The sequence below is a fragment of the Microcoleus sp. Pol14D4 genome (assembly GCF_036701245.1).
Lineage (GTDB): Bacteria > Cyanobacteriota > Cyanobacteriia > Cyanobacteriales > Microcoleaceae > Microcoleus.
Genome location: NZ_JAUBQM010000011.1, coordinates 22,654 through 41,342 on the forward strand (window position 1 = coordinate 22,654; position 18,689 = coordinate 41,342).

The following is an 18,689-nucleotide window of genomic DNA, read 5'->3' on the forward strand; positions in this document are numbered from 1 at the left end:
TTGCAACTGGTATAAGGTGCGTCAGAATTGGTGTATGCAAAACAATTAGGTTTTGCCGTATCATTTAACCCAACCCATCGATAGCATTAATAGAGCAGCAATATCACTTACTTTTTGATTTGTATAAATCTGTTTGTTCTCCTCTGGATTTGATTTTTCTTTCATCACTGCATCCATTTGTGTCACAAGCTCTTGGGCAAGCACCCTTATATCATCCATAGACTTTATCTGGTTCTGAATCGATGGCTTGAGTGATTTTTTCTGCCACATAGCTGAAACAATGTCTGCACAGGTGGCCAACTTATTCTCATAACTTGCTTGTTGCCATTCGAGTGCACCAGCGTTATGTAACGTGCCCCCTTCATACCACTTACCTTGCTGCAACTGACTTTGCTCTTGACCTGATGTAGGCGCAGTAGATGTGGCAGTGGGAGATGTAGTAGGCTGTTTCGGGAGAGCGCAATAGCCAACTAAACCAATAATTAAGACAACAAAAACGCCAAGACCTATGTTACTAGAAGTTGTGTTGTCTACAAATTTCCCATTCTTAAGAGCAAGAAATCGGTTCCATACTTCCGTTTTTTTATCTGATGCAATCTCTGAAACTCTTACTGAACGTACTTTATCTGGCTGAATATCATTCAGTATGCCAGTTACAGCCTGGATGCAGGATTGAGGTTGCATTGTCGCTAGGGGATATATCTTCAACCACAAAATAACACCATGTTGCATTGTCGCCTCCACTGTTATATTCCGAGGTGCAATTGCTCGACCGATAAGACTAGAAATAGCCTGAATATCTCCTTTTTGTGCTGCTTCTCGAAGCAGAATTACTTCTGGATTAGCATCGCTGCCAGAATGAGGGACTAAATTACTATTTGGAGCCGTTAGAATATTATTGTTTTGAGAAGAGGATATAGGACTTTGTACGCGTTGGGAGCGCAGATCTTGCGGTTCTGATATCACATCATGATTGGTTAGGGGTGATGATGGCATTTTCAAGTTAATTGTCTGGCTCCATGCGGGAGCTTTATCACCTACCTGTCGCCCAAGAACCTGAAGAGTATTAAGTTCAGCTATTCCTAGTTTTAGGATGGCATTGCGAATAAACTCGCTCAGATTGTCCTGGTTGGGGACTTGATTTGATTCGAGCATGACCCTCAGACAGTCATCCTTGCGACTAACTTTTGCAGTTATCCCTTTGGGCTTAACATTACGATTTATTAATACAGCGATGGCATTGGGATTTCCTTGTTTCGCAAGTTCGAGCGGGCTTTGTTGAGGCATCTGGGAAACCTTGAACTTTGATTGAGCGATTTTGCTCTATTGTAGCAACATGAGTGTATTTTTTCCCATACACGAGATATGGCGATAACTAGGCCCTGAACACAAGCAGATAGCTTTGCAGTATATCCCCACCGATAACTCAGCGGGCTAACTATGTATTAGACGGAAAATTTCCATCTAATCTGACTATAGGCGATTTAGCCCGAAAGTCAGATTTCTGCCTAATCACCCCATATGTCATGTTATGCAGAAACTTTCTTGCTAACACACCATTTTGGGGTAGTTATACAGAAAAATTCTGCCTAATCACCCATTTAGATAATTAGCCAGACAAAATCATGTAAGTAGGTAGGCGATATATTTAAATAATGGCAAAAGCAAAAAGTCGATATGTTTGTAATAGCTGTGGTTTCGCAAATTACCGACAACGACCAAGCGCGATCGCCTTCAGGCTATGAAGAACTCGATCGCGTGTTAGGTGGTGGTATTGTTGCAAGTTCTTTGGTAGCTTGATGGGAACGAGTGAATCCGACAAAGAAACCGGGTTTTTTACCAGATATACGAATCACAACGAAATATTCTCGAAAAAACCCGGTTTCTGGTCATTAGCGCCTCAGCCTTCAAAGAAACCGGGTTTTTGGCCGAATCTACGCATCACAACCAAGAATTATCGAAAAAACCCGGTTTCTGGCCACCCGTGCGATCGGTGAATCAATTCCTATTTTTTGATGCTAAAATTGAAAACAGTAGCTAAAGGAAAGATGCCATGTCAGAACAAGACATCGCTAAGATTATTACGATCGAACCGGGTAAGCGAGGTGGTAAACCGTGTATTCGAGGTATGAGAATTACGGTTTATGACGTGTTGGAATATCTCGCTTCTGGGATGACTTATCAAGAAATCCTAGAGGATTTTCCCTATCTCACGCAACAGGATATTTTAGCTTGCTTGAGTTTCGCAGCTAAACGAGAGCAGTTTATGTTAGTTGTTGGGTGATGAAACTACTGTTATTTGACCAAAATCTCTCTCCTCGTCTTGTCAATCTCCTTGCTGATATTTATCCAGATTCCGCTCATGTTGATGCAATTGGATTACCTACCGCACCAGATCGCGAAGTTTGGGAGTATGCTCGTCAGCATGACTATATTGTCGTTACCAAGGATGCGGATTTTAGCGAATTGAGTCTATTGTTGGGGTTTCCTCCCAAGGTAATTTGGATACGGCGCGGAAATTGCTCGACGCGGGATATCGAGAGGCTACTCAGAGAGAACTATGGTGCGATCGCAGTTTTAAGTGACACTCCTAATAGCGGTATTATCAGTTTGTTTTAATAAAAACGTTTAAACAAATCGGTTTTTTGGCTGAATCTACGCATCACAACGAATTATTCAAGGAAAAAACCCGGTTTCTCGGCTACCCGTGCGTCAGTCCTAAATTTGCTAAAATAGACCCAAAAAATATCAAAATATAAATATGAACGAATCCCAAATACCCCAAATTCCTTGGCTGCCATTAAGCCGAGAAGCCCACAAACTATCAGTTACCGACAGATTAGCTCTAGTCAACGCGATTGTTGAGTCCATCAGACAGGAACTCAGACCCCGCCAACCTCTGCTAGATGACTTTGTGGAACCCGTGACGGGGCTAGCAAAAACTGATGCACCACCCGCAACAGATGCAGAAGTTAAAATTAGATTGCCCCGCGATCGCAAAGGTGCGGCAAAGCGACTCAGAGGGCTAGCAAAAACCGATACGCCACCTCCAACAGATGCCGAAGTTGCAGCCATGTTAGAAGAACGTTTGGTGGAGAAATACCTAAAATGAAGGTATTAATAGACACCAACATTATCCTCGATAGTTTGCTAGAGCGAGAACCGTTTGTAGAGGATGCTGATGCTTTATTTGAGGCGATCGAAAATGAGCAAATTGAGGGATATGTAACGGCAACAACTTTAACAAATATCTTCTATATAGTCAGAAGGCAAACTCGCAGCCTCGATCGCGCTAGGCAAGCTATTGCTGAAACACTAGCATTAATGAAAGTATCTGCCGTCGATCGCCACGTTTTGGAAATAGCATTTGCATCTAATTTAACCGATTTTGAAGATGCCGTGCAGTTAGCTTGTGCGCTGTCAGATAACTTGGAGGTGATTGTAACCCGCGATGCAGGAGATTTCGCCGGCGCGACCTTACCAATTCTCTCACCTAAAGAGTTATTAGAACGTTTGAGATAAGCTTGTAGGGTGCATCAGTCTTCAGTTTACTCATAAAAATTAGGGTTTTCCAACTGACGCACCTTACGAATTGGGCGACACTCCGACAAAGAAACCCGGTTTTTGGCAGAATCTACGCATCACAACGAATTATTCAAGGGAAAAACCCGGTTTCTGACCACCCGCGCGTCAGCCCTAAGACTTGATACCTGATGGCGCATAATTCTTGCCCTTTTCCGATTCCAGGTATTGCTTGTAAGCCACCTCATCGCCACCAAAAGAATCGATCGATACCTGTCGTTTCGGCATCGGTTTGAGAGGAGCCTCGATCGGGTTGTACCGACAGTAACACATCACAATTACGTCATAGTCGCTCATCGGAGTTGGAATGTCAGGCGTGTATGTTTGCACCCGCACAACTTCCCAATTGCTGACGCGATAGTGAGTATTGTGTGCGTGTTCCTTTGGATCGTGTTCTGACTCCACCCGCACAAATTCTACAGGGCGATATCCCGGTTCAGGAATCGGTTCGTTAGAAGAGTCCCAGTTTTCTGCAATGATAAAAGTTAGAGCTTGGCTGTGTTGGAGTTTTCTCTGTCTCCAGCCTTCATCCTCATCTGACTCAGCCTGAAAAATAATGTACTTGTGCATCACTCTTCCTCCTTTTCTTCGAGATAATTTCGATCGCCTCCTTCATCTCTTTAATCATTCACATAACTTACGCACTCCGACAAAGAAACCGGGTTTTTTACCGAATTTACGGTGTGTAATGCGTCTTCTCGTAAAAAAACCCGGTTTCTGGGTTCCATGCGTAAGCCCTACTCCTCGCTAACAGCCAAACCAGAAACCACAGGGGCGATCGCATTTAACTTCAACACAGGATGCTCCCCTTCCACCTGGCGGCAATTCCACTCATTTCTAAACAGCAAAACCGGCCTTCCCCAAGTATCTTTCACCGTCACGGTATTAAACAGCCGCCCAACTTTTTCCAGCGCCTCCCAACCGCCGTCAACCCAACGAGCTACACTGTAAGGCAACATATCGATGGTCGTTTCCACATTATATTCCGACTGCATTCTGAACTGCACAACTTCAAATTGCAACTGTCCGACAGCGGCCAAAATTGGCTCGCGTTTCGACTCATCAACCGAGTACATAATTTGCACTGCGCCTTCTTCCTGCAACTCAGAAACGCCTTTGCGGAACTGCTTAAACTTAGAAGGATTGGGATTTCTCAAAAAAGCAAAAAGTTCAGGAGAAAAACAGGGAATCCCTTCATATTCCAGTTTTTGGCCGGTGTAAATAGTATCGCCGATCGCAAATACCCCCGGATTGTTCAAACCGATCACATCACCCGGATACGCAACCTCGATCGACTCCCGATCCTGAGCAAATAACTTTTGAGGTCTTGACAAACGCACCGTTTTACCGCTGCGAGCGTGAGTCACGTTCATGTCCTTTTCAAACTTGCCCGTACAAACCCGAATAAACGCCACCCGATCGCGGTGTCTCGGGTCCATATTCGCTTGCAATTTAAACACAAACCCGGTAAAGTCTTCATAAGTTGGTGGCAAGTCTCCGGCGCTGCTCTTGCGGGCGATCGGCTTCATAGCGTAATCTAAAAACGCATCTAAAAACAGTTCTACCCCAAAATTGCTCATCGCGCTGCCAAAGAAAACAGGCGTCATTTTTCCAGCCCGAACCAAGTCTAAATCGAGTTCAGTTCCTAACTCATCAAGCAGTTCTAACTCTTCTTTAAGCTGATAGTAAAGGTCTTGTTCCAACAAATCTTCAATGCGCGGATCGCCCAATTCGATGACGGTATCAACAGCAGCACGAGAACCGTGTTTAGCCCGCTCGAATAAGTGAATTTTGCGCGCCCTGCGATCGAAAACACCTTTAAAGCGATCGCCCGTACCTATCGGCCAGTTTACCGGATAAGTCTGCAACCCCAATTCCTTCTCAATTTCGTCCAACAAATCCAAAGGTTCTCTGCTAGGGCGATCGAGCTTATTAAAGAAAGTAAAAATAGGCAAACTTCGCAGCTTACAAACTTCAAATAACTTCCGAGTTTGCGGTTCCAAACCCTTAGCAGCATCCTCAAGCATCACTGCATTGTCAGCCGCAGCCAGAGTGCGATAAGTATCTTCGCTAAAATCTTGGTGTCCCGGAGTATCGAGCAGATTAATGTGATATTTTTTATACTCAAACTGCAAAACAGTAGAAGTAATAGAAATTCCCCGCTGCTGTTCCATCGCCATCCAGTCAGAGGTAGCGTGTCGCTGGGCCCGCCGCGCTTTCACAGAACCTGCTTCGTGAATTGCACCTCCGTACAGCAGCAGCTTTTCTGTCAAAGTAGTTTTACCCGCGTCTGGGTGGGAGATAATAGCAAAGTTGCGCCGGCGCTCAACAGCAGTTAGCAATTCAGTTTCGAGTTCTGTTGTCATCACAAATTAGGTAGGGGAATCATCACCCGATCGCCATTATAGCCTGTGCTACAGTTGCTATTAAAGGTAAAATTATCAATAAAGTCAACGAAGAAAAATAATATGTACGACTCTGACAAACGGAAGCTGCTATCACTGGTGTGCCACGGGGCGATTTTTTTCAGTACGTTAGTGTTCTCGATCGGAGCGCCGATCGCTGTATTGTTAGTATCAGATGACCCCGTTGTCAAAGAAAACGCCACAGAAGCCATCAATTTTCACCTTAATGTATGGGTGTACAGCGCCGTAATTGTGGCGTTAACTGTCGTCACTTTCGGTCTCGCCGGCTTTATCCTAGTGCCCCTAGGTTATCTGCTGCACTGGGGACTGACAATAATGGCTATCCTCAGCGTTTTGCAAAATCCTAACCAACCTTACCGCTACCCTTTTATTTTCCGAATAGTTTAGACAGCAAATTGCGCTTCACCATCGATTTCAATAACCCGATTTCTTCTTAAAGAAACCGGGTTTTTAATTGTTTTATAACTCACATTCGTTACTCCCAACTGGCAAATACACTGTTTAAGTGAGAAAGAGGGTTGATTATCGGAAACAATACTCAGTAAAAAAAATTAAAAGTTTGTGAAACTCAGCATCATCCAGTTGGGGATTGCTGAAAATTAACCTAACATTATGAGTGAAATGTTCTTAATCCATAAAAATTCAAAAATTAAAGCACAATCAACTATTAATTATGGTGTCTTCGCCCTGTTGCCGCGCTGTTGTGTACGCTAAGTCGATCTTCCCTTGATGCCGTTTCCCAAACTATGCTACCGCCTTTGGGTTATTTCGCAGAGTTAGGGCGGATATTAGATCGCTCCGAACCATCGTTTTTGCTTTTTAGCTGTGCTATTTTTGCATCTGGCGATGGTTTTATTGAAATTGTCCACCAATTCTATCTCCACCAGGAGTCTTAAAACTTAATACAATATTTTTCCAATAAAAATCCCGCTCTTGTGGAACGGGAAAGCCATCAGGGTGCATCTATATATATGTCAGTATAACTCATAGGGGGTATAACCCCTCGTAGCTTTATCGAATCTTTACAATCACAAAATTTTTGTAAAGATTGAGGTTTTTATTTGACTGAACAGCCGTTTTATGAAATTAAAATGGAAAATGCTGACATTTATAAAATCAAGTGAGTTTCCTCTGAATAATCAAAATTTTAAGCTCCTTTACCATGCTTCGGCCAGTGGTGGAGCAAATACCATAAGATGCCTACATTTGTGATAAATACCGCTAACTTAAGTACCGTGACCCCGTGAACTAATTCATATATTTCAGGGGGTATACTGATGCTTACAAGCACTAAAACTAAGATTGTTGCCCAGTCTTTTTCGTACCACAAACCAACGGCTTCAACAGCAGTTAAAACTGCATAAAGTGCTGCGATGAGTCCGCTAATTAGTAAGTTTTTGGGGTTAAGAATTAGAAGTTTGTCTAAGATGAATTCAATAATTTTTAGTTTGCTTTCTAACAAATAAGATTGCGAAAATTCTTCTAAAGCTTGATGATTTTTTAAGGCGAAAAGCAAAGCAATCGAAGTTACTGTCAAGAGCGAAGCCACAAATGTTTTGTAAAAGACAATTGCGATTAAAGCAGGAGCGTGATGTTTCTTCACCTTAATTCTAGAAAAAATATCAATAATGTGCGATCGCCTGGTTAGGCTGTTTAGGATTTAAAAATTAAATTTTAGTAGAGTGCGTCAGCAATTAGCTAGTCTATTATATCAAAAATAACGCGCTGCTGACGCACCTTACTAAGTTTGAGGATAACGTTGTGCTAAGAAAGAGATAGCAGCAGCCCGATCGCCCAAATCGCCATCCAACCTCGCCGCCAACAAATCATCCAACATTCGTTTAAACCCAGGCCCCGGCTTATAACCCAAAGCCTTCAAATCGTTGCCATTTAAAGGCGGCTCAACATTCGCCCACCTGGTGAGATATTCCCAGATTTGGCGGCGTGCACTTCGCCGACTTTGTAGGGCGATCGCAATTAACACCGGCAATTCATAATTCCTCAACAGCAACACCAATTGACTCGGCAACTCGCATTTAGGCAAATTCTCTGCTAACTGCTTCTTTCCGGCTTCCAACACTTCCAGCCGCTTAATGCTGTCAGCAGGTAACTGAAGATTTGCAGCCACCTTGCCGCGATATTCCGGTGCTAAATAAGCTATCAAAACTTCCAGCCGCATCTGCCAATCGGGAATATTGATAATGGGGAATGGGGAATGGGGAATGGGGAATGGGGAATGGGGAATAGGGAATAGGGAATTGTCTCTTCCTTCTTCCTTCTTCCTTCTTCCTTTTTCCTTCTTCCTGACATCCGTTACATCCGTTACATCCGTTACATAATCCGTTGCCGAACTTCCTTTTTCCTTCTTCCTGACATCCGTTACATCCGTTACATCCGTTACATAATCCGTTGCCGAACCTTCCTTCCTTCTTCCATTCAAACACCGATCGAGCAAACGCAGTTGCCGCCACAACTCCCGATCCAACTCCAAACTAGGATGAATGCAGCGCAAAGCCTGCAAATCTCCCAGCATTTGCAAAGCAACTTTCCAGTAAGGAGCTTGCAAAATGTATTTTAATTCGCTTTTGAGCCGAGTTTCCAAAGCCGGAGCTCGGCCGTTTTCCCCCTGAATTCGGTAATAAATCCCGCTGGCCAAAGCGTTGCGGATGTATCCTTCCGTCTGCGGCTCAATTTCAAATCCCAACCGCACCGCAAACCGCACAGCGCGATAAATTCGCGTCGGATCTTCGATAAAACTATTGGCGTGCAAAACTCGAATTTGCTTCGATTCCAAGTCCAGCAAACCGCAAAAAAAATCTAACAATTCGCCACTGCGAGGAATACCCAACCGCACAGCCAGCGCATTAATTGTAAAATCCCTGCGGTACAAATCTTGGCGAATTGAACTCGCTTCAACTTCAGGATTTGCAGCCGGATAAGGGTAAAATTCAGTGCGAGCCGTAGCGATATCCACCCACAGCGAGCCGAAAGCAGAGTCTTTGTGCCACAAAAGCGCAGCGGTTTGAAATTGACCGTGAACGTCCAAACGCGATTCCGGGTAAAGTTTTTGCAGCGATGAAGCTAACTCGACACCAGCACCGGAATCGTCGGAACCGCACTTTCCATCCACAACCAAATCGATATCTGTTAGGGCCAGTGTATCATCCGTGGCTAAGAGTAAATCCCGGACTGCTCCACCCACAATATAAAGTTGCCAGCCGCGGTTTTGGGCAATATTGGCGGCGATCGACAATAATTGCCATAATTCGGGACTGATGCGCGATCGCAACAACTGCTCAACCGATTCGGGCACGGCACAATAAGACAATTCTGCATTGCTTCCCCTGTCTCGCGCTTTTTGCTGGTGCAATTCCCGCAACACGTCAGTCCGGGTAACAATTCCCACGAGTTGACCGTTTTCCAATACTGGCAAGCGCCCGATATCGTATGTCACCATTAAAGATTCAATTTCCGGCAGCAAGGTATCCGGGGCGATCGTTTTTAACTGCGGACTCATGTAACCCTTGACGGGGGCGTGACTGAAACCGTGGTGCAGGGCAATGTCAATGTCGCGGCGCGAGATAATGCCGGCGAGTCGATCGCCCGCATCGACCACAGAAAGCCCGGAATGTCCGTAACGTAGGAGGATACGGTGAGCTTCCCCCACCGATGTTTCCGGGCGAATACTCCGCACTGGAGATGACATTAATTCGCGGGCTGTTGGAGGGTGGGGAATTTGAGCTTTGAGTTCGTCAGCTAACTGATTTAAAGTCAGCAGGGGGTCAACATCGCGGGTGGCGAGGGAAGCGGCGCGGGCGTGGCCTCCGCCACCGAAGGGTTTGAACAATTCGCTGAGGTTTGTTCCTTCGATGCGCGATCGACCGATAATAGTTAATCGATTGGAAACTGGCGATTCGGGAGCGATGTTGCGGTTGTTTTCGTTTTCGCCAAATTTATAAACATTGCCTAAAAGCAGAGCATCAGTTTCAGTTAAATCGAGCAAGCGAGAAGCCAGCGAAGAAAGTCCCGGAACGTAGGATTCAGTAGATAGCAGCACCCAGGCTATGCTGTAACCGTGCAAAGTTTCCGATCGCAAATTATTCAGCGCTTCTCTAAGCAAATCTTGCAATTGAGGAGACAAACCGGGTTCTACATATTCAGCGATTACCCCCAAACTCGCTCCCTGTTCCATCAACCACGCCAAAGCTATTGCATCTCGCGCAGTGGCGCCCTCAAAGGTGAGGGAACCTGTATCGACGTGGATGCCGAGGGCCATTACTGTTGCTTCCGAAGGCAGAAGGCGGAAGGGTATGTCGCTGTTTTCTGCTTGATTTTTGAGCTTTTCGACAATTAATGTCGTGCTGGCTCCGACTGCTTCGATCTGCGTAACAGTAGCGGGAATGTCTAAATCGGCCTGTAGGTGATGGTCGAAAACCGCTATTTCGCTCACTTGTGGCAAATCCAGCCACTCGGCGGCTTTTCCCAAACGATCGCGCCCGGAGGCATCAACTATAGTAATCGATCGAATTTGTTGGGGATTGACCGATCGGCGTTCAATCAGTGGGTACTCGTCGCGGTGTAGCGCCAAAAAATCCCGCACTGTCGGGTGACACCCGCCCGTCAATACGATCCTGCTACCGGGGCGCAGCACGCAAAGTCCCACCGCCGCCCCCAAGGCGTCAAAATCTGCTGTTGTGTGGCACAAAACTAAGTCCATAGCCGAAAATCCCGCATCTCTAACTCAAACAGTAGCAATTTCTCGCCCTCTGAAACCGGATGTGTCGATCGGGCTTTAACTTAACCTTTCCAGTTTTCTGTCCTGTAGCGAACAATGATAAAATTGATCGAAATCTCAAGAGCCGCTGACGCCTGTTCGCGCAATGCCCGAATTTGCACGGGTTCTTTCCTATCAATCAACCGACAATCTCTCGATCGACTATCGAGAAACTGTCAACAACTAGAATTTGGAAGATTTTTTTCGGTTCTGGGAAACTATTTCGGATCAACGCACGGTTATATCGAAAGGAGAAAAGATGTTATCAATTCTGTTTCAAGTGGTTTTACTGGGTCTGGTACTGCTGTCTTTTGTGATGGTCGTTGGCGTACCAGTTGCTTATGCCTCTCCCCAAAACTGGAATCAGTCTAAATCCCTGATTTATGTCGGGTCGGGTCTCTGGTTTTTGCTGGTTATTGCAGTGGGTGTATTGAACTTTTTAGTCGTTTAATTTCACCCAACTCTCTCGAAGAAAGAAGGTAAAAGATAGAAGGCTGAAGGCATTTACCAGCGATTGAAAGGCATTCGGCAGAAGCTAGGAATTTTCCAGACCGCGCGACCCTGTATGTTTTTGCACTTGAGATTCAGATGAGATGCTGCTGCTTTCTGACTTTTGCCTTCTCACAAAAAAAACTAAAATCTAAAACCTAAAATCTAAAATAGAGCACTATGACTGTTTTCGAGGGAACTTTTACTCACACCGAATCTTTGCGATTTGCTATTGTCATCGGTCGTTTTAACGATTTGGTGGTTAACAAACTTTTGGAGGGATGTCAAGATTGTTTGAAACGCCACGGGGTTGATATTAATCCTCATGGCTCTCAGGTTGACTTTTTTTGGGTGCCGGGAAGTTTTGAGATTCCTTTGGTGGCGCGCCAAGCTGCTCTTTCTCACCGCTACGATGCGGTAATTTGTCTGGGTGCGGTAATTCGGGGCCAAACTCCTCATTTCGATTTTGTGGCTGGTGAGGTTGCTAAGGGAATTGCTGCTGCTGCTTTTCAGACAGGGGTGCCGGTGATTTTTGGGGTGGTGACGACTGACACGATGCAGCAAGCTTTGGAAAGGGCTGGAATTAAAAGCAATTTGGGCTGGAATTATGCGATGAGTGCTTTGGAAATGGGCACTTTGATGCGCCAAGTTAAGGGTTTGGGGACACACTCTTACGGTCACTTAGCTAGTGGATCTGCTGCTCAAGTGCTTTCGGGCGAAGCCAATCTGGCGATCGCCCCGGATGTATCGTCGGATCAAATCCCCTCGTAAGTTCGGCTAGGAGTATTTTTAAGCTCAAAAAACATCAAGATTTGCATCGGGAAAAATCTTAAGACTCTTGTGGGGTGGTGATTATGCCCGCCCCCAAGGTAAAAATTCCACTGGTCGCCGCCGAGCCACAAATTAGACCATTACCTTGCCAATAGGCAATGAGTGTGATATCATAAAATGTTCTTAGAAATAGCGCAACACTAACTATTACTGCATGGCAACGAAGCCAACGATCGCATTTACTCACCTCGGCTGCGAAAAAAATCGCATCGATACCGAACACATGATTGGCTTGCTGGCTCAAGCGGGCTATCAAGTCGATTCTAATGAAGAATTAGCCGATTATGTTGTAGTCAATACTTGTAGTTTTATCCAAGCTGCGCGAGAAGAGTCGGTCCGCACCTTGGTAGAATTGGCAGAAGCTAATAAAAAAGTAGTTATCACCGGCTGCATGGCACAGCATTTTCAGCAGGAATTGCTGGACGAATTGCCAGAAGCAGTCGCAATTGTCGGCACTGGCGACTATCATAAAATCGTCAATGTTATGCAGCAGGTGGAAAAGGGCGATCGAGTTTCCCTCGTCTCTTCAGAACCTACTTACATCGCTGACGAAACTACTCCCCGCTACCGCACGACATCGGAAGGTGTCGCTTATCTGCGAATAGCAGAAGGCTGCGACTATCGCTGTGCATTTTGCATTATCCCGCACTTGCGCGGAAATCAAAGGTCGCGGACGATCGAATCTATCGTCGCCGAAGCTAAGCAATTAGCATCCGAAGGGGTAAAAGAAATTATCTTAATTTCTCAAATTACCACCAACTACGGCAAAGATATTTATGGCGAACCGAAACTAGCCGAACTACTGCGCGCTTTGGGTGAAGTAGATGTACCTTGGATTCGGATGCACTACGCCTATCCTACAGGTTTGACTCCGCAAGTTGTCGCAGCCATCCGCGAAACGCCCAACGTTTTGCCGTATTTGGATTTACCCCTGCAACACTCGCACCCGGAAATTCTGCGGGCGATGAATCGGCCTTTTCAAGCTGGGATCAATGATGCCATAGTCGATCGACTCAAAGCAGCACTTCCCGGCGCCGTGATGCGAACAACTTTTATTGTTGGCTTCCCCGGCGAAACCGACGAACACGCAGCACACTTGCTGGAATTTGTCAAGCGCCACGAATTCGATCACGTAGGAGTTTTTGTATTTTCGCCAGAAGAAGGAACCCCAGCCTTCAGCTTGCCCCAGCAAATACCTGCAGAAATAATGGAAATGCGGCGCAATTTGGTAATGGCGGCACAACAACCTATATCATTGAAAAAGAATCAAGAGTCTGTCGGTCAGGTAGTTGATGTCCTGATAGAACAAGAACAACCAGAGACAGGCGAGTTGATTGGTAGATCCGCTCGGTTTTCCCCAGAAGTAGATGGACTCGTCTATGTGACAGGAGAAGCGCGGCTGGGATCGATCGTATCTGTGAAAATTACTGGTGCAGATGTCTACGACCTCTACGGTCAAGTGTAAGTATTGCTGGAACTGTTGCCTGAGACGGTGCGGCGAACAAAAACCGGACACGAGCCAAAAATGATTAGCGGATTGTGCAACAAAAGTAACGGTTAGTACACAATTGTGCAAAGATATGTAGCAAAGGGGTTCTAAACTTTTTTAGCCCCTATCTGGCAATCGACCCTCCCCGTCGGGGTGCGGTAATCTCTACAGAACATCGGAAAATTTTAACGAATTTAATGTTTTGTTTCTGAATGTAAAGAGTTATGATGATAACAAGCCAGAAATAAGCGGGGATAATTTGAGATTGCTTCGCCGTCCGCCCTACACCACAACGGTATCCCGAAAGAGTGTTGAGATGGATAGGCGGTAACGGTCGCCCCATCCCCCGCTCAATCCCGCAGGCGACGGATTGCGGGATAGCGCCTGAACCAAACAACCTGTTACTACTATGTAGTGAAGTGGGGCTGGTCATGATCCTCACTATAAAATGCCTCAGAGGGAAAGCTTGCAAGTACCTCAAAGGAAGTCCAATGTCCTGTTTTAAGAATGTTGGAAGCCTATAACCCGACCCCTGGCGGTTGGTATCGGTGATGTCACAAAATCAAAGACGGCTGTCGAATTGGTAAATTTAGTCACCATCGACGGAGCTGCCCTATACTCGATTGCTATTTAAGAAGGTGCGCGCAGGCGCAGCACCATAAAGAACTCTTATGAGTTCCTGCCCTAGAGCAGAAATCCGCATCCGAGTTGGGCAACTTAGAAGGCTAAGACTCGTTATTAGGAGCATTAATGAATTTATTGTTTGAAGGCTTAGGTCTTTCGGAAGAACTCGTTCTCCATCTGGAAACACTAGGCTTTACAGAACCTACTCCCATCCAAGTACAAGCAATTCCGCACTTGCTAGCAGGTCGCGACGTTGTGGGTCAAGCCCAAACAGGGACAGGCAAAACGGCAGCATTCTCGTTGCCCATCTTGGAGCGGATTGATTTAGATGTAACTGCGGTGCAAGCACTGGTGCTGACGCCGACTCGCGAATTGGCGATGCAAGTAACTGAAGCCATTCGTGATTTGAGCGGCATCAGCAGCGACGGCCCGGTAAAAGTGGGTCGCTCTCTGCAAGTTCTGACAGTGTACGGCGGTCAATCGATCGAGCGTCAAATGCAGCGTTTGAAGCGCGGCGTTCACGTCGTTGTCGGTACACCCGGACGCATATTGGATATGCTCAGCCGTGGCAGCCTGAAACTCGACAAGGTAAAGTGGCTGGTTTTGGATGAAGCTGACGAAATGCTGAGCATGGGCTTTATCCAAGATGTGGAAAAAATCTTGGATGCTGCACCAAAAGAACGTCAAACGGCATTTTTCTCGGCGACGATGGAAGCTTCCATTCGCAAATTGGTGGCGCGGCATTTGCGTAACCCAGTCAACGTCACCGTAGAACAGCCAAAAGCAACGCCAAAGCGCATCAGCCAAGGCGTGTACATGATTCCCCGCGGCTGGTCGAAGGCAAGAGCCCTACAGCCAATTTTAGAAATGGAAGACCCGGAATCTGCACTGATTTTTGTGCGGACTCGGCAGTCGGCTGCAGAACTCACCAGCCAACTTCAAGCAGCAGGTCACAGCGTTGACGAGTATCACGGTAATTTGAATCAGGCACAGCGGGAACGCTTGTTGCATCGGTTCCGCCAATGTCAGGTGCGCTGGGTAGTGGCGACTGATATTGCGGCGCGGGGTCTGGACGTGGATCACTTGACTCACGTAATTAACTATGATTTGCCCGACAGTGTGGAAAGCTACGTTCACCGGATCGGACGCACGGGCCGGGCTGGTCGCGAAGGAACGGCGATTACGCTGATTCAACCGGTCGATCGCCGCAAACTGCGCTTGATTGAACGCCACGTGCGATCGAGCTTGACGGTGCGAAACATTCCGACACGGGCGCAAATTGAAGCTCGTCAGTTGGAAAAGATGCAGGGTAAAGTTCGCGAAGCTTTGGCTGGCGAACGGATGGCATCTTTCTTGCCTCTGGTGTCTCAGTTATCCGAGGAGTACGACTCCCACGCGATCGCCGCTGCTGCTTTGCAAATGGCTTTCGATCAAAGCCGTCCTGCTTGGATGGGCGCTGATTACGCTCAACAAGAAGATCCCCCGATTGGTGCAGAAAACAGCGTCAAGCCAATCTTGATCAAGAAACGCGCTAAGACTCCTACGCCAAGTAATTCTGTAGCGCCGACTTTTTCTGGAGCACCGAGTGCTCCTGTTCCCCAGAACAGCTAATTGGTAGGGTGCACAATGTGCACCTTATTTAGAATTTTTGTAGAGATGCGATCGCGATCGCACCTCTACTTTTTTTTATGGGTAATATCAAATCCGTTGAGATCGGAATTATTCATCTCTCTCTTCTCTTCCTCTGTGCCCTCTGCGCTCTCTGCGGTTTAATTATTCCAAAACAACATAAGTCAATATGCAAGTTAGAGATCGGACAATTTCTGTAACTAATTCTACACTGAGAACGTTAATTGATGAATTGGGTACTGAGTGTCAAAATGTGATTACTTTAATCCATCAGCTTCAGTTACCTGATTTGAGCGATCGACAAAAAGCTGAAATTCTAGCAGACTTCCTCAGTGCTGCAATTCATCTGAACGTTCACTGCGGTGAGGATTTTCAGACGCTAGTCGCTGAAGAAATGGCCAAATTGTCGGATGAGGATGAAGAGGATTAAGGAGACGCGGGCGATTCCCTACGGGATAGCTACGCTTCACGCACATCAGGAAAAAGCCCTCCAGTCAACTCACCGAAAGGCTAAAAATTCTCAGTAATAAGGAATAAAGTCCTTATTACAAACTTGTGAACCCGGACTTTTGCACTGTGGTTTAATATTTCAGTTTAGCTGCGTGTTCACAAGAATTTTTTGCACGCGATCGCCCTTAATTTCCAAAATCAAATTAGAAGGCTTTTGGTCATTGCTGTAAGTCAACCGAGTCACTCCACCCTGAACAGATTGCGACCCATAACCGTAAGTTTTAACAACTTTTTGGCTGTTATCTCCTACCTTCACACCATCAATTGTCACGAACTTGGGCTTGGTAGCAGAAATCAAATAAACTTTGCCATCCCATGCAGTTACCGTCAATCCTGAGTAGGTTAGCGTGCGAATCTTGCCGCCAATGCCAGGTCCAGCAGGTTTAGTTTCGTCGCGCTGCGGTTTTCCCAACTTGCGTTTTGCCTCTTCTACAGGCATCCCCAACCGAACGCCGCCAATCCCCAGGCGCGAATAGTTCAGTGCCGTCGGCTTTTGTGTCGCGCTGAGCATTCTTTCTAGAGTCGCAACAGTTTGATTCATAGCAGGAATAGGACGAACTAAAGCAGCAAATCCTAAGCTCGAAATTGCGAGATTCATCATGATGCCAGCGACGGCTGTTGTCACAAATATTTTTACCATTTTTTTATAGCTTTATTTGGCAATGTATTCGCGCGATCGCCCGCTCGATCCGGATTGATACTAATAGGACTTACACCAACACTCCTGGACGCACTGCGCTGCTCTGAAACCGAATTTTTTTACCAAAACTACAAAAAGAAACCCGGTTACCATAAATCTTAGGTTTAACAGCGACGTATTCAGCAAGAAACCGGGTTTGTAGCGCCACCTAGGTAAGTCCTGACTAATATTTTTTAAGCTTTGAAAACCGCCAATTTCGGGCGCACCGAATTTGCTCCCGCACAAGCTTGCGTCCGCCTGCGAGGACTGAAAGAAAGAATAAAGTAGGTAAATCAAGGGAAATTGCTGTGATATCCTAACAAAAGCCATATCTGCATAAAATAAGTAATTTAGATGACCGCAACAGATTCTACTAAGCACCAAAAATCCAAGGCCCTCAAACCGGGTAGCCGCCGCCCCGCTAAAGAACTTTGCAGCGAGTGCGGTTTGTGCGATACATATTACATTCATTATGTCAAGGAATCTTGTGCTTTCTTAACACAGCACATTGCGGAACTGGAAGCAGAAATTCACGGGCGATCGCGCAATCTCGATAATCCCGACGATTGGTATTTCGGAGTCAGTCAAAACATGATGGCGGCTCGAAAAAAAGAGCCGATCGAGGGCGCTCAGTGGACGGGAATCGTCAGCACAATTGCCATTGAAATGCTCGAAAAAGGAATTGTAGAAGGCGTTGTTTGCGTCCAAAATACTAAAGAAGACCGTTTTCAACCGATGCCGATAATTGCTAGAAATCGCGAAGAAATTCTCGCAGCCAAAGTAAACAAACCAACTCTCTCTCCCAATCTTTCAGTATTAGAACAAATCGAAAAATCGGGGATGAAGCGGCTGTTAGTAATTGGCGTCGGCTGTCAAATTCAAGCTTTGCGAACAGTTGAGAAAAAACTCGGTTTAGAGAAGCTCTACGTTTTGGGAACTCCGTGCGTGGATAATGTCAGCCGTGCAGGCTTGCAGAAATTTCTAGACACGACTAGCCGTTCTCCCGAAACGGTGGTTTCTTACGAGTTTATGCAAGACTTTAACGTTCACTTCAAACACGAAGATGGTTCGGAAGAAAAAGTGCCGTTCTTTGGGTTGAATACTAAAGAATTGAAAGATGTTTTTGCTCCTTCTTGTTTGAGCTGTTTTGATTATGTGAATTCTTTAGCAGATTTAGTTGTGGGCTACATGGGCGCACCTTTTGGCTGGCAGTGGATTGTGGTGCGAAATGACACCGGGCAAGAGATGTTAGACTTGGTAACGGATCAGTTAAATACTCAGCCGGTGATGTCTAAGGGAAACCGAAAAGAAGCCGTTCAGCAAAGCATTCCCGCTTACGAAAAAGGAGTGACTTTGCCGATGTGGGCGGCGAAGTTAATGGGAGTTTTTATTGAGAGAATTGGGCCAAAGGGTTTGGAATATGCTCGGTTTTCGATTGATTCTCATTTCACTCGCAATTATCTGTATGTGAAGCGCAATTATCCTGAGAAATTAGAGGCTCATGTACCGGAATATGCTAAGCGGATTGTGGGGCAGTATAAGTTGCCTGAGTGAGGTGATTCGGAGAGTTTTTAAGAGGTATTTTGCAGGGACATGATATTGCCTCTTTCCTTCAGTCCGGCAGGGGTTTAAACCCCTGCCTCAAAGCTTAAGTCC

18 protein-coding genes are annotated in these 18,689 nt (G+C 46.0%); 12 read left to right on the plus strand and 6 right to left on the minus strand.

The window, feature by feature from the left end:
• Nucleotides 1–60 precede the first annotated feature (60 nt).
• Nucleotides 61–1,287 (minus strand): hypothetical protein, encoded by a 1,227-nt coding sequence (locus QUA33_RS07030; protein ID WP_333147598.1) that lies wholly within the window; start codon nucleotides 1,285–1,287, stop codon nucleotides 61–63.
• A 390-nt stretch (nucleotides 1,288–1,677) separates the two neighbouring features.
• On the opposite strand from QUA33_RS07030, the gene QUA33_RS07035 reads away from it, so the two are divergent.
• From QUA33_RS07035 to QUA33_RS07055, 5 genes are all read left to right on the plus strand, one after another.
• On the plus strand, nucleotides 1,678–1,800 hold the full coding sequence (locus QUA33_RS07035; protein WP_333147682.1) for a hypothetical protein: 123 nt from the start codon (nucleotides 1,678–1,680) through the stop codon (nucleotides 1,798–1,800).
• Nucleotides 1,801–2,053: 253 nt separating this feature from the next.
• Nucleotides 2,054–2,284: a DUF433 domain-containing protein gene (locus QUA33_RS07040; RefSeq protein WP_242725088.1), complete on the plus strand. Its 231-nt coding sequence runs from the start codon at nucleotides 2,054–2,056 to the stop codon at nucleotides 2,282–2,284.
• Entirely contained in the window at nucleotides 2,284–2,619 is a 336-nt protein-coding gene (locus QUA33_RS07045; RefSeq protein WP_333104333.1) for a DUF5615 family PIN-like protein, read from the plus strand. Before QUA33_RS07040 ends, QUA33_RS07045 begins: the two co-directional genes overlap by 1 nt.
• 142 nt (nucleotides 2,620–2,761) lie before the next feature.
• Nucleotides 2,762–3,112, plus strand: a complete 351-nt coding sequence (locus QUA33_RS07050) for a hypothetical protein (RefSeq protein ID WP_333147600.1) — start codon at nucleotides 2,762–2,764, stop codon at nucleotides 3,110–3,112.
• On the plus strand, nucleotides 3,109–3,522 hold the full coding sequence (locus QUA33_RS07055; RefSeq protein WP_333147602.1) for a PIN domain-containing protein: 414 nt from the start codon (nucleotides 3,109–3,111) through the stop codon (nucleotides 3,520–3,522). The genes QUA33_RS07050 and QUA33_RS07055 overlap by 4 nt, the downstream gene beginning before the upstream one ends.
• Before the next feature lie 174 nt (nucleotides 3,523–3,696).
• Here the strand turns inward: QUA33_RS07055 and QUA33_RS07060 are convergent, their stop codons facing one another.
• Complete coding sequence (locus QUA33_RS07060; RefSeq protein ID WP_333147605.1) at nucleotides 3,697–4,152, minus strand: hypothetical protein; 456 nt, start codon at nucleotides 4,150–4,152, stop codon at nucleotides 3,697–3,699.
• Between the two features lie 167 nt (nucleotides 4,153–4,319).
• On the minus strand, nucleotides 4,320–5,948 hold the full coding sequence (gene prfC / locus QUA33_RS07065; RefSeq protein ID WP_190735310.1) for a peptide chain release factor 3: 1,629 nt from the start codon (nucleotides 5,946–5,948) through the stop codon (nucleotides 4,320–4,322).
• Nucleotides 5,949–6,050: 102 nt separating this feature from the next.
• On the opposite strand from prfC, the gene QUA33_RS07070 reads away from it, so the two are divergent.
• The gene (locus QUA33_RS07070) at nucleotides 6,051–6,395 is read left to right on the plus strand and encodes a DUF4870 domain-containing protein (protein ID WP_333147607.1); all 345 of its coding nucleotides are present in this window, start codon (nucleotides 6,051–6,053) and stop codon (nucleotides 6,393–6,395) included.
• A 760-nt stretch (nucleotides 6,396–7,155) separates the two neighbouring features.
• Here the strand turns inward: QUA33_RS07070 and QUA33_RS07075 are convergent.
• Nucleotides 7,156–7,611, minus strand: a complete 456-nt coding sequence (locus QUA33_RS07075) for a DUF2127 domain-containing protein (RefSeq protein WP_333147609.1) — start codon at nucleotides 7,609–7,611, stop codon at nucleotides 7,156–7,158.
• Between the two features lie 138 nt (nucleotides 7,612–7,749).
• Nucleotides 7,750–10,725, minus strand: a complete 2,976-nt coding sequence (locus QUA33_RS07080; RefSeq protein WP_333147611.1) for a CBS domain-containing protein — start codon at nucleotides 10,723–10,725, stop codon at nucleotides 7,750–7,752.
• A gap of 316 nt (nucleotides 10,726–11,041) precedes the next feature.
• Between QUA33_RS07080 and psbZ the strand changes: the two genes are divergently transcribed.
• The 5 genes from psbZ (at nucleotide 11,042) to QUA33_RS07105 (ending at nucleotide 16,274) form a co-directional block, all read left to right on the plus strand.
• Nucleotides 11,042–11,233 carry a photosystem II reaction center protein PsbZ gene (psbZ, locus tag QUA33_RS07085; RefSeq protein WP_190735314.1) on the plus strand — a complete coding sequence of 64 codons (192 nt, stop codon included), beginning with the start codon at nucleotides 11,042–11,044 and terminating at the stop codon, nucleotides 11,231–11,233.
• A 218-nt stretch (nucleotides 11,234–11,451) separates the two neighbouring features.
• Complete coding sequence (gene ribH, locus QUA33_RS07090; RefSeq protein WP_333094553.1) at nucleotides 11,452–12,042, plus strand: 6,7-dimethyl-8-ribityllumazine synthase; 591 nt, start codon at nucleotides 11,452–11,454, stop codon at nucleotides 12,040–12,042.
• A 214-nt stretch (nucleotides 12,043–12,256) separates the two neighbouring features.
• Nucleotides 12,257–13,567: a 30S ribosomal protein S12 methylthiotransferase RimO gene (gene rimO, locus QUA33_RS07095; RefSeq protein WP_333147613.1), complete on the plus strand. Its 1,311-nt coding sequence runs from the start codon at nucleotides 12,257–12,259 to the stop codon at nucleotides 13,565–13,567.
• Between the two features lie 774 nt (nucleotides 13,568–14,341).
• A complete protein-coding gene (locus QUA33_RS07100) occupies nucleotides 14,342–15,826 on the plus strand; it encodes a DEAD/DEAH box helicase (RefSeq protein WP_333094554.1) in 1,485 nt (494 codons plus the stop codon).
• A 187-nt stretch (nucleotides 15,827–16,013) separates the two neighbouring features.
• Nucleotides 16,014–16,274, plus strand: coding sequence for a hypothetical protein (locus QUA33_RS07105; RefSeq protein ID WP_333094557.1), 261 nt, complete (start codon nucleotides 16,014–16,016; stop codon nucleotides 16,272–16,274).
• 159 nt (nucleotides 16,275–16,433) lie between these two features.
• Here QUA33_RS07105 and QUA33_RS07110 read toward each other — a convergent pair whose 3' ends face one another.
• A complete protein-coding gene (locus QUA33_RS07110) occupies nucleotides 16,434–16,979 on the minus strand; it encodes a hypothetical protein (protein ID WP_333147615.1) in 546 nt (181 codons plus the stop codon).
• 408 nt (nucleotides 16,980–17,387) lie between these two features.
• On the opposite strand from QUA33_RS07110, the gene QUA33_RS07115 reads away from it, so the two are divergent.
• Nucleotides 17,388–18,587 (plus strand): Coenzyme F420 hydrogenase/dehydrogenase, beta subunit C-terminal domain, encoded by a 1,200-nt coding sequence (locus tag QUA33_RS07115; RefSeq protein WP_333147617.1) that lies wholly within the window; start codon nucleotides 17,388–17,390, stop codon nucleotides 18,585–18,587.
• Nucleotides 18,588–18,689: the final 102 nt, after the last annotated feature.

Coding starts and splice junctions, on each gene's coding strand:
- QUA33_RS07035 (WP_333147682.1), top strand. CDS start 1,678: ATGTTTGTAATAGCTGTGGTTTCGCAAATTACCGACAACGACCAAGCG.
- QUA33_RS07040 (WP_242725088.1), top strand. CDS start 2,054: ATGTCAGAACAAGACATCGCTAAGATTATTACGATCGAACCGGGTAAG.
- QUA33_RS07070 (WP_333147607.1), top strand. CDS start 6,051: ATGTACGACTCTGACAAACGGAAGCTGCTATCACTGGTGTGCCACGGG.
- QUA33_RS07115 (WP_333147617.1), top strand. CDS start 17,388: ATGACCGCAACAGATTCTACTAAGCACCAAAAATCCAAGGCCCTCAAA.
- ribH (WP_333094553.1), top strand. CDS start 11,452: ATGACTGTTTTCGAGGGAACTTTTACTCACACCGAATCTTTGCGATTT.
- QUA33_RS07080 (WP_333147611.1), bottom strand. CDS start 10,725: ATGGACTTAGTTTTGTGCCACACAACAGCAGATTTTGACGCCTTGGGG.
- prfC (WP_190735310.1), bottom strand. CDS start 5,948: ATGACAACAGAACTCGAAACTGAATTGCTAACTGCTGTTGAGCGCCGG.
- QUA33_RS07030 (WP_333147598.1), bottom strand. CDS start 1,287: ATGCCTCAACAAAGCCCGCTCGAACTTGCGAAACAAGGAAATCCCAAT.
- QUA33_RS07055 (WP_333147602.1), top strand. CDS start 3,109: ATGAAGGTATTAATAGACACCAACATTATCCTCGATAGTTTGCTAGAG.
- rimO (WP_333147613.1), top strand. CDS start 12,257: ATGGCAACGAAGCCAACGATCGCATTTACTCACCTCGGCTGCGAAAAA.
- QUA33_RS07045 (WP_333104333.1), top strand. CDS start 2,284: ATGAAACTACTGTTATTTGACCAAAATCTCTCTCCTCGTCTTGTCAAT.
- QUA33_RS07060 (WP_333147605.1), bottom strand. CDS start 4,152: ATGCACAAGTACATTATTTTTCAGGCTGAGTCAGATGAGGATGAAGGC.
- QUA33_RS07100 (WP_333094554.1), top strand. CDS start 14,342: ATGAATTTATTGTTTGAAGGCTTAGGTCTTTCGGAAGAACTCGTTCTC.
- psbZ (WP_190735314.1), top strand. CDS start 11,042: ATGTTATCAATTCTGTTTCAAGTGGTTTTACTGGGTCTGGTACTGCTG.
- QUA33_RS07105 (WP_333094557.1), top strand. CDS start 16,014: ATGCAAGTTAGAGATCGGACAATTTCTGTAACTAATTCTACACTGAGA.
- QUA33_RS07050 (WP_333147600.1), top strand. CDS start 2,762: ATGAACGAATCCCAAATACCCCAAATTCCTTGGCTGCCATTAAGCCGA.